14 protein-coding genes are annotated in these 12,982 nt (G+C 57.8%); 1 reads left to right on the forward strand and 13 read right to left on the reverse strand.

Features of this window, described 5'->3' with window-relative positions; all coding sequences use genetic code 11:
* Positions 1–19 precede the first annotated feature (19 nt).
* The 11 genes from AB7M25_RS28795 to AB7M25_RS28845 all read right to left on the reverse strand — a co-directional run bounded on the left by AB7M25_RS28795 (position 20) and on the right by AB7M25_RS28845 (position 8,810).
* Positions 20–682, reverse strand: a complete 663-nt coding sequence (locus tag AB7M25_RS28795; RefSeq protein ID WP_454238293.1) for an acetyltransferase — start codon at positions 680–682, stop codon at positions 20–22.
* Positions 679–1,620, reverse strand: coding sequence for a glycosyltransferase family 2 protein (locus AB7M25_RS28800; protein ID WP_217836904.1), 942 nt, complete (start codon positions 1,618–1,620; stop codon positions 679–681). The genes AB7M25_RS28795 and AB7M25_RS28800 overlap by 4 nt, the downstream gene beginning before the upstream one ends.
* Entirely contained in the window at positions 1,617–2,309 is a 693-nt protein-coding gene (locus AB7M25_RS28805; RefSeq protein WP_429388012.1) for a WbqC family protein, read from the reverse strand. The genes AB7M25_RS28800 and AB7M25_RS28805 overlap by 4 nt, the downstream gene beginning before the upstream one ends.
* Positions 2,306–3,571: a hypothetical protein gene (locus AB7M25_RS28810; RefSeq protein ID WP_429388015.1), complete on the reverse strand. Its 1,266-nt coding sequence runs from the start codon at positions 3,569–3,571 to the stop codon at positions 2,306–2,308. Before AB7M25_RS28810 ends, AB7M25_RS28805 begins: the two co-directional genes overlap by 4 nt.
* A 356-nt stretch (positions 3,572–3,927) precedes the next feature.
* Entirely contained in the window at positions 3,928–4,638 is a 711-nt protein-coding gene (locus tag AB7M25_RS28815) for an SDR family NAD(P)-dependent oxidoreductase (protein WP_429388017.1), read from the reverse strand.
* 44 nt (positions 4,639–4,682) lie between these two features.
* Positions 4,683–5,339, reverse strand: a complete 657-nt coding sequence (locus tag AB7M25_RS28820) for a DsbA family oxidoreductase (protein WP_454238294.1) — start codon at positions 5,337–5,339, stop codon at positions 4,683–4,685.
* On the reverse strand, positions 5,336–5,557 hold the full coding sequence (locus tag AB7M25_RS28825) for a tautomerase family protein (RefSeq protein ID WP_007972813.1): 222 nt from the start codon (positions 5,555–5,557) through the stop codon (positions 5,336–5,338). Before AB7M25_RS28825 ends, AB7M25_RS28820 begins: the two co-directional genes overlap by 4 nt.
* A gap of 264 nt (positions 5,558–5,821) precedes the next feature.
* Entirely contained in the window at positions 5,822–6,112 is a 291-nt protein-coding gene (locus AB7M25_RS28830) for a helix-turn-helix domain-containing protein (protein WP_429388023.1), read from the reverse strand.
* Positions 6,112–6,426: a hypothetical protein gene (locus tag AB7M25_RS28835; RefSeq protein WP_429388026.1), complete on the reverse strand. Its 315-nt coding sequence runs from the start codon at positions 6,424–6,426 to the stop codon at positions 6,112–6,114. Before AB7M25_RS28835 ends, AB7M25_RS28830 begins: the two co-directional genes overlap by 1 nt.
* A gap of 166 nt (positions 6,427–6,592) precedes the next feature.
* On the reverse strand, positions 6,593–7,879 hold the full coding sequence (locus AB7M25_RS28840; protein WP_429518422.1) for an OprD family porin: 1,287 nt from the start codon (positions 7,877–7,879) through the stop codon (positions 6,593–6,595).
* A gap of 259 nt (positions 7,880–8,138) precedes the next feature.
* Positions 8,139–8,810, reverse strand: coding sequence for a DsbA family protein (locus AB7M25_RS28845; RefSeq protein ID WP_429388032.1), 672 nt, complete (start codon positions 8,808–8,810; stop codon positions 8,139–8,141).
* Between the two features lie 263 nt (positions 8,811–9,073).
* On the opposite strand from AB7M25_RS28845, the gene AB7M25_RS28850 reads away from it, so the two are divergent.
* Entirely contained in the window at positions 9,074–11,167 is a 2,094-nt protein-coding gene (locus AB7M25_RS28850; protein WP_429388034.1) for a TonB-dependent receptor, read from the forward strand.
* Between the two features lie 177 nt (positions 11,168–11,344).
* On the opposite strand, the gene AB7M25_RS28855 is transcribed toward AB7M25_RS28850, so the two are convergent.
* Both AB7M25_RS28855 and aguA read right to left on the reverse strand, forming a co-directional pair.
* The gene (locus AB7M25_RS28855) at positions 11,345–11,557 is read right to left on the reverse strand and encodes a hypothetical protein (protein WP_429388037.1); all 213 of its coding nucleotides are present in this window, start codon (positions 11,555–11,557) and stop codon (positions 11,345–11,347) included.
* A gap of 235 nt (positions 11,558–11,792) precedes the next feature.
* Positions 11,793–12,899 carry an agmatine deiminase gene (aguA, locus tag AB7M25_RS28860; protein ID WP_126048659.1) on the reverse strand — a complete coding sequence of 369 codons (1,107 nt, stop codon included), beginning with the start codon at positions 12,897–12,899 and terminating at the stop codon, positions 11,793–11,795.
* Positions 12,900–12,982 lie beyond the last annotated feature (83 nt).

The raw sequence follows: 12,982 nt of genomic DNA on the forward strand, positions 1-12,982 counted from the left end.
ACGCCAATGATGAGGGTCTTCAGATGTTCCTGACACGGGTACTCGGCACACGCGACCGTTCGGTGGCTTGTCCAACGTACACGCCTTCGGCAGCGGCATCTCCAAGAATCAGGGCGCCGGCGCCGATGATGCATTTCTCGCCGATGTTGACGTGATCGCGAAGGGTCGCGTTGACGCCGAGAAAACAGCTTTCCCCGATCGTCACACGGCCGGATACGACGATGTGCGAGGCCAGGAAACAGTGGTCCTCGATTCGCGAATGATGTCCGACGTGATTACCGCTCCACAGGGTTACGTTGTTGCCGATGCTCACGAAGGGCTGAACGGTATTGTCTTCCAGGATGAAGCAGTTCTCGCCGATGTCCTCTGTCAGCACCGAGGCTCGCGAACTGATGTAGCTGACCATTTCGTAGCCCAGCGCCTTGACTGCCAGATATTTTTCCTTGCGGATCTGGTTGAGCTTGGAATAGCCGAGCGCGACGAAAAAGACATACCGGTCTGGCGGGTAGATCTGGGTGACTTCATCGAATGCCACCACCGGAAATCCCATGAAGCTCTTGTCGGCCGGCATGTAGGCGGGATCGACGGCAAACGCCTCGACCTGATAGTCGGAGTCGTTGGAAAAATAATAGAGTGCGAGCTCGGCGGCGTCGGTGAGACCAAAAATAATGAGTTTTTTCATTCGATGCTCCGCGTCTCAGCCTGACGGTAGACGTTCCGGACGATAGTGTAGGGTCTCTGTTTGACTTCGGAATAGATCTTGGCGAGATATATCCCGACCACGCCGACGAATGCGATGATCAGGCCGCCGAGCAGCCAGATCGAAGCCATCAGCGACGTATAGCCACTGGGTGGGTTCGCCAGGAGCAGCCAGTTGACGACGAGAAAGCTCGTGTAGGCGGCCGACAGCAGGAAGATCGCGCAGCCCACCACGAAGATTCCCACCAGCGGTGCACTGCTGAAGGCAGTAATCGAATTGACCAGTTGCGCCACTTTCTTGCCCAGCGTGTAGGTCGTCTCGTCACGACTGCGCTTGTCGATGGTCTGTGCACGCTGATCGAAGCCGGTGATGACCCACAGGCCCGCCATGAACAACTCCCGTTCGTCGTGCTGAATCAGCGCGTCCACATAGCGGCGCGACATCAGCCTGGCGACGACGATATTGTCGGGCATATCCAGCCCGCTGAGGAAACGGAAGAGCTTGTAGAACACCTGCCCGGTCCAGCGCTCGAAGTGCTTGCCTTTTCGCTGCTGCTGGACACCGTAGACCACATCGGCCTTTTCGCGCTCCATCTGCTCGCTGAACGAGAGCAGCCATGCCGGATCTTCCTCCAGGTCGCTATCGAGCAGGAAGACACGTTCACCGCGGGCATGTCGCAGGCCCGTCATCATGGCCTTGTGGTGGCCGAAGTTGCGCGAGAGATCGACGACCACCACGTGGTGATCGGCTTCGCTCAACTGGACGGCCAGTTCCAGGCTTGAATCGGGCGAGCCGTCGTTGACCAGTACGATCTCGTAATCGTCTCCGACCAGTTGTTGTGCCGCCTGGCTTGCACGAAGATGGAACTCCTCGATGAACTTGGCCGAGCGGTAAAGCGTGGCGACGATGGACAGCTTCATGCTTTGACATGCCTCATGTAACGGCGCGCGTCCTTGCCGCAATTGAACAGCAGATCCAGGACGGTGACGCCATGGGTGAATTCCCCCCAGAGTTGCGGATACTCGGGGAAGCCGGCGTAATCGAACCATTGCAGCGCAATGCCGGCGTCGTCGAACAGCGGCGCCTCGATGTAGTCCTTTGCCGCCGGCCCCGACAGGTATTGCGTCGCACCGGCCTGCTGACAAAGGTCCACCAGGCGGGCAGTCCGGGTTTTGTCGCCGGCAGAGATATAGTCCCAGCAATTGGTAATGCGGGTTTCAATACCGATGTATCGGCAAATCGCTTCCATGAACTTGCGGTTCATCGACGACAGGCCCGTGTGGGTCTCCGCCAGATAGAGCGGCTCGAGCCACTGGGCGACCTCATCGAAGAAAGGCGCGCGCCGATAGTTGCTCTGCAGCGTTTTCCAGTGCTTGACCTGCCAGGCAGGGGCCAGCTCGACATCGCGAATGCGGCGGCTGATGCCTTGCCCGACAGGCACGCTGAGCCACTGGACGCCTTGCGGCGTCTTGATCTGGTTGCGATTGCGCCAGTCGTTCTTGGTGAACTGCATGTCGTCGTAGAGGATGAACTCATCGACCGCAGCGATCATGTCGAAATAGCCCTTCCAGGGTATGTAGTTCGACTGAAGAATGGCGATGGTCTTCATGGCTGCTTGACGCTCGCGTCCCAGGCGCCCGGGAAGTAACACCCCTGGCATTTTGCCTGCGCGACCTGCTGGAGATGGAAGGAAATGCAGAACAACAGCGCCAGCGCCCAGAAACGCAATGCAACCGGTGAAGGTTTGAACGCAAAATTCAGAACAATCGCGACGAAAACCGGGGCCATCAGCAGGTAGTCATACAGGTACGGATGAATGGCAACGGCCTGCGGCCACAGCAGGCTGGTCATCACGTATTGCGAAAAAAGCAGGAAGTAGAACATGCCGATGCCGGCCAACGGGGAGGTCCCCGCCGGTGCCGCAACGCCGGCAGGTTCACGCCGTTTGATCATGCGCAAACAGGCCAACTGGGCTACCAGGAACAGGATCGGCACGGCAATGGTCCCAAATGGCCGCGGGAACTGCGGAACAAGTACCGACTTCAGGATGTTGGTGAAATAAGTGGTGTCGCCATCCAGGCCAGCGCGAAACAGCCAGCCGCTGTTGGACGAGGTGAAACCCAGTGCCTTCGATATCAGTGGGGACGGCAGATAGAAGGCAACGGCCGCAACGATGGCCACCAATGCCAGGCGACACATCCGTCTGTCGAGACCGTCGCTGCGGCATGCCCAAACCATCAAGGCGAGGCCCAGCAACGCTGCCGAGATCGGAGAAAACACGGCAAACAATACGATCACTGTCATGACCGCTGCGGACCGTTCCGGATTTTTCCAGATCAAGAACGCAGCCAGCGCCTGAAACGCAAATATCAATGGGAACGTATTGTCGACGTTGAATCTGGCCGAAGTAATCCAGAATCCCGGCATCGACACCATGAATACGACCGATAACAGAATCAGCAGCCCCTGACCGAATGCCAGGCGCTTTTCCACCAGACGGGACAGAAAAAAGAACGTAACGCCTGCCAGCGAAATAATGTTCAGGAAAGCCCCTGTCACTCTCATCGGTAATGCCGACACATACATTTCCACTTTATAGAGTGCGTACATGTAGAACAGATAAGCCGTGGAGTGGTTGGAATACGCGATCTTTTTTGCGTAGTCCTCCATCGAATAGAAGACGAGGAAACCGTGCTGCGAAAAAGCGTGTTGCTCCCAGATGGGGAACGTGAAGTTTCTCAGGCGCTCGGGCGCCATCGCAATCTGGCTTGCCGCTTCCCGGAAGCCCAGTGAGTACACCACGCCGATGGTTATGACGACTGCCAGCAAGTATAAACAGGAGAAAAGCTTATTATTTTTTATAAAGATCATCTTTTCCAGTATTCGCAATACGCTTGGGATAATTGGTGCCAGTGCGGGAGGCCCAACGCGGCATTTGCTGCCAAACGAGGTAGAATCGGGTAGCGATCGGGGGGAATGGCCCGTAGTTATAGAGGATTACGGTCAGGCGGCAGCGCGATCATAATCTAGATGTACGGTCCGGTGAAGCGCTCCTCCTGGAGAATGGCGAATTGATTCATCGTGTTGTGAATCATGGAAAAACGCCGGGACAAGCCACTTGTAATCAGTAGTTCCAGGGTTCGATTCCTGATGCCGGCACCCTACAAAACAAAGCCCTCGTAGAAATACGAGGGCTTTGTTGTTTCTGTCGTCCAGGAAATCAGGTCTCAGTGACCTGCACTCTGCCCACCATCCACGTGCAGGATTTCGCCAGTAACAAACTTGGCGCCGTCCAGATATACAACCGCCTGCGCAATATCGTCTATCTCGCCCATGTGCCCGACCGGGTGCAGATTGCCCAGTGCTTCATGAGTTTCTGCGCCATGCATCGGGGTCTTGATGATGCCTGGGCTGACCGCGTTCACCCGAATTCCGCGCTTGGCGTATTCGATGGCCAGGGATTTGGTTGCCGCGTTGAGGCCGCCCTTGGTCAGCGAAGCCAATACCGATGGCACGCCGTCGATGGCATGGTCCACCAGGCTGGTGGTGATGTTGACGACGTGGCCGCTGCCTTGTTTTTCCATTTCGGCGATGGCGAGTTGGGTGATGTAGAAGAAGCCATTGACGTTCACCGACAACACATTGGCGTAGTCTTCTGCGGTGTACGCGGTGAACGGCTTGGCGATGAAGATCCCGGCGTTGTTGACCAGGGTATCGATGCGACCGAAACGGGACATCGCTTCACGGATGACGTGCCGGGCGGTTTCCGGTTCGCCGATGTCACCGGCCACAGTGAGAATGTCCGGATCGGTGGATGGCTTGATCGAGCGCGAAGTGGCGACGATCCGATAACCGAGTTCACGAAAGGCTTTGACCATACCGTCGCCGAGACCTTGGGATGCGCCGGTGATGACGATGACTTTTTTCGAAATGCTCATGATGGAGACCTCTGACAATTAAAAGTGGGGTAGAAAATCTGTAATCAGGCGTCGGCCGGTGCCTTGGCCACTTCTCTCAACATCTGTTCGTAGTACTCAACCGATTGCGAGCCGGACACCAGGTGGCGACCGTTCAGCACCATGGCCGGCACCGAATTGATGCCGCGCTGCTGGTAGTACGCTTCAAGCTCCCGCACCTCAGCGGCGAACGCACCGGACGCCAGCACCTCTTGTGCAGTTGCCCCGTCCAGCCCCGCTTCAGTCGCCAGACTCACCAGCGCCTGGTGATCACTCGGGTTCTGACCTTCGCTGAAATAGCCCCGCAGCAGCACCTTCTTCAGCTCGACTTGCCGCCCTTCCTGCAACGCCCACAGCAACAAGCGGTGTGCATCGAAGGTGTTGTAGAAATGCGTGCGCTTCTCCAGATCGAATTTGAAGCCGATGGCCTCGCCGCGAGCGATCTGCATGGCCTTGCCGGCAGCGACGTCTTCAGCAGTGCGCCCGTATTTGCGCATCAAGTGCTCGACCGCTGGCTCACCTTCGGCCGGCATGGTCGGGTTCAGTTCGAACGGCTTGTAGGTCAGCTCGACCGAAACGTCCCCGGCCACGTTCGCGATCGCCTGCTCCAGCGCCGTCGCCCCCAGCGCGCACCAGGGGCACACCACATCGGAGATGAAATCGATGGTGACGGAGGACGTCATGACTTGCCCTCCGCCTCAGCCAGTTGCTTGCGGTACTGGGTGGTGGTGATTCCGGCGTAACCCCAGTTATCGGTGTCGACTTCCTCGATCACGATGTGGGTCAGGTCAGGGCGCTTGTTGAGGACGCGTTCCAGGGTTTCAGTGATTTCGGCGATCACCTGAGCTTTCTGCTCAGTGGTAACGCCATCGCGAGTGATGCGTACGGTTACGAAAGGCATGAGGACAACTCCAGTGACCTTCCCGTCGGGATGATGGGAGAGGCGTTGGAGATGAATGTATGGGGTTGGCAGGAGGGGATAAAGGTGGGAGCGGGAACTTCATTCGTTACGTGGTGTAATGAGTATGGCATACCGAAAATGCATGACTGCAAGACTCATCCGGGTCAAGGCGACCCGCGCCCAACAAAAAACGCAGCCTTGGGAGGCTGCGTTTTTTGTGACGGAGGCTGGAAACGCCGCAATCATTAAACTGAGATTGACTGATCAGTGACCCAACGCTGCAAGTACATGTTCCGGGTCGTTATGAATCGCTCGCAACAACGCACGGGCAGGCCCCTCAGGATCACGCCGTCCTTGCTCCCAATTGCGTAACGTTCCCACGGGAACATCAATTCGCTTGGCAAACGCGGCTTGGGAAAGTCCCGTGGCGAGGCGAATTTTTTTGACCTGTGCAGCATCGACATGGAATTCGCGCGATGGCTCTCGCTCACCTCGGTCGATCTCATCCATCTGCGTCATGCTTTCAATAAGACGATCGAAGAGATTTTTTTCCATTATTTCCATCCTTTATTGATGGCACAAAGAACTGCTTTTTCTCTATCCGAAAGGGTGTCTTGAATCCCTTTCCGGTAAATCAGTAGCAAACGTATCTGAAAAGCAGAGGTTACGTGATAGTAGATCACCCTTACGCCACCACTCTTGCCCCTGCCATGCGCGGCCCAGCAAATTTTTCTAAGCCCGCCAGTGCCCTCGATCAAAGCGCCAGCCTCGGGATGTTCGGCGAGATACTGTTGAAATTCTCCATATTCGTGATCGCCCAGATGACCTGGAAGGTCAGCGGTAAAAATCGGCGTCTCGATGAAGATCATGCAGTCCCTGCTATGCGTCAATGGCGTATAGCATGAATTCTAGGTGTCAGGATAGTTAAGGGCAATTAGTCTTTCATTTCAGAGTTTTTATTCAAAAAAAGCCCCGAACCAGTCGGGGCTTTTTCTTTCTCAGCCTCTGATCAGGCCTCGCTACCACACCCCATCATCAGAAGATGTTGATCGGGTAATCCACAAACACACGCACTTCGTTGCCGCTCACGTTGTACTCGCTGGACTTCTGCGACACGCGCAGGACCGAGCTGCGCAGTTTCACGCTGAGGTCTTTGGCCGGGCCGCTCTGGACGACGTATTTGATCTGGTTGAAGATCTCGCGCTCAGTGCCGCCTTCGCTGGTGGAGGTGGTGATGTTGTCACCGCGTACGTAGGCGAAGTTGTAGCTCAGGCCCGGTACACCGAAGGTGCTGAAGTCCAGGCCGTAGCCCAGTTGCCAGCTGCGTTCGTCTTCGGCGTTGAAGTCGGACCAGTAGGAGTTCGCCAGGTAGATGGTGTTGCCACCGTCGCCGACGCGACCCTGGTCTTTCTGGTAGCCGCCGTAGGCGTAGCCCAGGTTGCTGTCACCGGTGCTGCGCTGGTGCGCGAGGGTGAACGAGTGCGGGCCGGTGATGAAGGTGGCCGCCAGGCTCCAGATTTTGTTGTCGTCGCCGGTGATAGCGTTTTCGCGGACGTAGGAATCGTCCAGCTTGGTGCGGTAGCCGTTGAAGTCCAGGGTCAGGGACTGATCCTTGTCGATCGGGAACAGGTAGTTGGCGTTCACGTATTGCTTCTTCAGCACGTCCTCGACGTCGGAAGCGTACAGCGCGGCCTTGAACTGTTCGGTGAACTGGTAACTACCGCCCAATACGTTGATCGACTTCAAGCCACCGCTGTCACGGCCTTCGGCGCTTTTCCGCGATTCGGCGGTGAAGCGACCGGCGTCCAGTTGCAGGCCTTTGATCTCCCGGGAGGTGATCAGGGTGCCGGTGTAGCTTTCCGGCAGCAGGCGCGAGTTGTCGTAGTTCAGCACCGGCAGGGCCGGCATCTGGTCGCCGTAGGTCAGGGTGGTGCTGGACAGGCGGAACTTGATCGCTGCGCCGCCCTTGGACAGGTCGTCCGCCGGCTGGCCGCTGTCGCCCTTTTTGAAGAAATCGATGCCTTGCGCGCCGCTACGGTCTTCGCTGCGCTCCAGGTTCAATGCGTACAGGCCGAAAGCGTCCACACCCACACCCACGGTGCCTTGGGTGAAGCCCGACGAGAAGGTGCCAATGGCCGCTTGGCCCCACTCGGACTTATCCGGGTTGCCGTCTTTGTAGTCACGGTTGATGTAGGCGTTGCGCAGCAGCACTTTGAGGCTGCTGTCTTCAACGAAACCCTTGGATTCGGCCTGGTCGTTCGCCATGGCCTGTGTAGCGCTCAACATCCCCAGAGCGATCAGGCTGATTCGCTTGTTCAACATTTTGTTTTTTCCTTGATGCGGTTGATACGCGCTGTGTCGAACGGCCGAAACGGCGCTATTGCGCTCTTATTTCGAGGCGAAAACAAAAAGGCCCGCCCACGATTTCTCGCGGCGGGCCTTTTATTGTTTTTGAGTCGTGGCAGTCGGCCACAGGCGTTGGGCCGAATCGTAGCTGCGCACTTAACAACGTGTCAATTTCATGAATCGTCTAAAAACAGGCGAAAAACGTCTAAGAAACTGTTTTACGCGGCAGGAATATTCAATCGACGCAGCCTTCGAGACCACAGGCTGCTACGGAATGGGATGAGTGCTGCTCCGGCAGCGACTGACCCAGCCACTGCGCAAATGCCGGGGGTTTGCCCAGCCAAGGCCCGATATCGATCAGGGTGAATTGGCCATTGTGCTCAAGCACCAGGGTCGGAAAACCCTGCCCGCCCACCTTGGCCAGCAAAGCCCGGCTGTCCTTGATATGGCCTTCGGTGTCGGCCGCCCCGAAGGCTCTTTCGAAGGCTTGAGGCTCCAACCCCATACCGTGGGCCAGTTCAAACAGCACCGATTCGTCGGCGATGCGGCGCCCTTCCACGTAGTGAGCACTTTGCAAACGTCCCAGCAACTCCAGCCCACGACCCGCCATTTGCTCGGCAGCCAGCACCGCAGCGATGGGGGGAGCCGAGTCGAACACGGCACTGTGATCACGCAGCAAACCTTCGAAATAAGCTTCACCGAACGGCTGCCCGCTGTATTCGGCAATGCGCCGGTCATGGGGCATGACGTAACTGCGCAGTTGTGGCGAAACCTTTTGCCGATTGGCCCCCGTCATCATGCCGCCGCCGTGGGCAAGCACGGGCAGCACAGCCTGGGCGGCTTGCACCAGCGGTTTGGCGCCGTAGCACCAACCGCACAACGGGTCGTAGATGTAATGCAGGATCATGGGAAAACTCCGACAGAAATTCAGGAAAATTCGATGTCGACAGATTAGTGCCGTAGCAACCCCGGAAAAACGCCGGATCAGCTTTCAGTCTGTTGCTTGAATCGGTCGAATGGTTGCGTAAACCCTTTGTTTCAACTCAGAAACAATTAGAAACAATCAAATGAGATAAATTCTCAATAGCAGCCAACATCGGTAAATGACAAGCATTACTATTCGCGCCCTCTACCTGTTTCAACCTAAAAATCCTACGGATGCGCTCTTCAATGCCTGCCCCTTTTCGCCTTGCGCCCTACAGCCTTGGGCTCTCTGCCTTGTTGTCTGCCGGTTTTTCCTACGCTGCACCGACCACCTTGCCTGCCACATCGATCAGCGCAGAAGCTGAAGCCGACGACCCGCGCGTGACACAAACCAACACGGCGACCCGGACCGCCACGCCGGTGCGCTACGTGCCACAAGCCATCGACTCGATCAAAACCTCGAACGTGATGGATTACGGCACCAACGATCTGGGCACGGCGCTCAGTGGCATCCCCAACGTCAGCAGCGGCGCCGACACACGCTTCGACAGCCTGCGCATCCGCGGTTTCGACGCCAGCAACGATTTCTATCTCGATGGCATCCGCGACGACAGCCAGTACGTGCGCGACCTGCACAACATCGAACGCATCGACGTCCTGAAAGGCCCCGCCGCCGTGTTGTATGGCCGTGGCAGCCAGGGCGGCATCGTCAACCGGGTGAGCAAACTGCCCGAGTTCGGTCGCCGCTCGACCCTTGAAGCCCAGGGCGGTAGCGAGGACTTGCGCAGCCTGTATGCCGACCTCAGTACCGATCCTACCGAGAACATCAGCCTGCGTCTGAACATGGGCAACATGGACGAGAACAGTTTCCGCGATGGCGTGAGTGGCAATCGCCAGCTGTTCGCCCCCTCGATGAGCTGGCAGCTGACACCCGACCTGAACTGGTTGGTGCAGTACGAATACAGCCGCTACAACCGCACGCCGGATCGTGGCATCCCCGGTGTAAACGGTCGCCCGGCCGACGTAGGACGCGATATCACCTACGGCAGTGAAAACGATTTCATCGACGACAAGGCGCAATCCCTGCGTTCGAAACTCACCTATGAACTGAGCGACAACTGGCAACTGCGCCAGACCCTGGGTGTGTTCAAGCTCGACAGCGATTTCGACAATACTTACTTGAGCGGCTATGTCCCGGCCACCAACAAGGTCACGCGCCAGCACTGGCAGCAGGACCTGAACACCCGCAATGTCTACAACAACGTCGAGCTGGAGGGTGGTTTCGATACCTTCGGCCTGGAGCACCGCTTGCTCACAGGCATCGAGATCGGCAGCCAGCGCCGCGACCCGCTGCTGTACACCGCCGCCACTTCCGGGCCGGGCAGCTCCCCGGTGCCGGCGCTGGACCTGTACGCCCCCGACCGCAATTTGCGTCATACCGGGCGCATGGTGGTATCGAGCGACACCCATACCGAGGTTGAGAGCCGCGCGGTGTATGTGCAGGATCAACTGCGCCTGAACGATCAATGGCAATTGCTCGCCGGCCTGCGTTACGACACGTTCGATATCGAGTCGACCAACAAGGTGCGCAACCTTTCCGAAGACCGTGACAGCCATAGCACCAGCCCTCGCGTTGGCGTGGTCTGGACGCCGCTGCAAAATCACTCCTTCTACGCGTCCTGGAGCAAGACGTTCTCGCCGGTCGGTGGTGGCTTGATCGGTATCACCCCGGGCGCGGCGGGCAACAGCAATGACCTGAGTCCCGAGCTGACCAGGCAGAAGGAAATCGGGGTGAAGAGTGACTGGCTCGATGACCGCCTGAGCACCACGCTGGCCATCTACGAGCTGGAACTCTACAACCGCCGCACCAGCGATCCGAACAACCCGACCATTACCCTGCTCTCCGGGCTGCAACGTTCACGCGGCATCGAGCTGACCGCTGCTGGCAGGATTACCGGCAATTGGTATGTGCGCGGTGGCGTGGGTCTGCAGGACGCAACCATCGAAAAGGACAACAACGGCCTGGAAGGCAAGCGCATCAACAACGTGGCCAAGCACAACGGCAGCCTGTTCCTGACCTGGAAACCGGAAATGGGCTGGTACGCCGAAACCGGTTTGACCCTGGTGGGCGACCGCTATGCCGACAACCTCAACACCGTCGTGTTGCCGGGTTATGGCCGCTGGGACGCCTTGGCGGGCTTCCGTCAGAAAGATTGGGACTTGCGCGCAGCGCTGAACAATATCAGCGACAAGACGTATTACTCGTCGGCGACCAGTGCATTCCAGATCCAGCCGGGGGCACCGCGTAGCCTGGTGGTGACGGGCACCTACAGCTTCTAGACACCACAAAACCTGTGGGAGCGGGCTTGCTCGCGAAGGCGTCGTGTCAGCCAATGGCAACGTTGCTGACACACCGCTTTCGCGGGCAAGCCCGCTCCCACAGGGTTCAGTGTGTTGAAAAAAAAAGCGCTGCCATCCCGGCAGCGCTTTTTCTTGATCAATCCGTTGTTGTTCTTCTTATCCTTCCATTACATCCCACAACGCATCCAGTTCCGCTTCGCTGAATAAACCAGCAGGGTAACGCTCGATCATCGTCCGGCGCGGATCAGTTTCACTGATCTGACGCATTCCATTGGACTTGAACCAGTGCGCCAGAATCTGGAGCGATTCGCTGTTTACGGCCAGGGGATGCAACGCCTTGTCGCTCGCTACGTTCACTTCGGCGTTCATTTCAGCGCTCTCTCCCGGTTTGTGAGCGGCTAACTTATCCAAGGTTTATGACAGAACATCGAAGTCCTCCCCCTCCCCGAGTTACAACAGCAGAGATACAAGAGCTGTGCCAAGGTGTCTGAAGTGTGACCTTGCAGATACAAAAAAGCCCGCAACCCTGAAGGGCTGCGGGCTGTGTGCATGGCGGGAGCCGCTTGAGAAATTTCGCAATCAACTCAAGCTGTTACAACCTCACTCACTCCTTGTGTGGCGCGGGTTGCTGCTGGGTAAGGCAGTGAATATTGCCGCCCCCCAGTAACAGTTCGCGACCCGGCACCATCACCACTTCATGCTGTGGGAACAGGTTCTGCAGGATTTCCTTTGCCGGGCCATCCTGAGGGTCGTCAAAGCATGGCGCGATAATGCCTCCGTTGACGATCAGGAAGTTCACATAGGAACCGGCCAGACGCACAGTCGGGTTACGTTCCTGGGTACCGTCCACCGGATCGACGCCGGCGCACTCTTCCTCGGTCGCAAACAGCGGGCCCGGGATCGGCATTTTGTGCACCGTGAACGGGCGACCCTTTGCGTCGGTGCTGCTTTGCAGCACGTTCATCGCCGCCTGGCAGCGCGGGTAGTTCGGGTCCTGCGGATCATCGGTCCAGGCCAGCAGCACTTCACCCGGACGCACGTAGCAGCAGAAGTTATCCACATGGCCGTCGGTTTCGTCGTTGAACAAGCCATCCGGCAGCCAGATGATTTTATCCACAGCCAGGTTCGCACTCAGGACCGCTTCGATTTCTTCGCGGTTCATGTGCGGGTTGCGATTGCGGTTGAGCAGGCATTCTTCGGTGGTGATCAGCGTGCCTTCGCCGTCGACGTGAATCGAACCGCCCTCAAGTACGAAGCCTTCGGTGCGGTAACGCGGGCTGCGCTCGATCTCGAGGATCTTGCCGCCGACCTGCGAGTCACGGTTCCACGGCGAATAGAGGCCGCCGTCAAAACCGCCCCAGGCATTGAAGTCCCAGTTCACGCCACGGACTTCGCCACTGTTATTGATGACGAAAGTCGGACCCGAGTCGCGAACCCAGGCGTCGTCACTGGACATTTCCACCACGCGAATATTCGGCACGTCCAGACGGGCACGGGCGTTTTCGTACTGGCCGGCGGAGACCGCCACGGTGACCGGTTCGAAACGAGCGATGGCCTTGGCCACGGCCACGTGCGCGGCCTGTGCCGGTTTGCCACCCAGGCGCCAGTTGTCCGGACGCTCGGGCCAGATCATCCAGGTTTGGGTTTGGGGGGCCCATTCGGCTGGCATGTAGAAGCCGTCGGCGCGAGGGGTGCTGTTCAACGTGGTCATGACTCAGGACTCCGGAGTGGCGTTGATGCCTGACAGAAAAGAAAGCGCATGGGTACACGCCGTGGACTGGCCACTTTATATCC

Source organism: Pseudomonas sp. AP3_22 TE3818 (genome assembly GCF_053628995.1).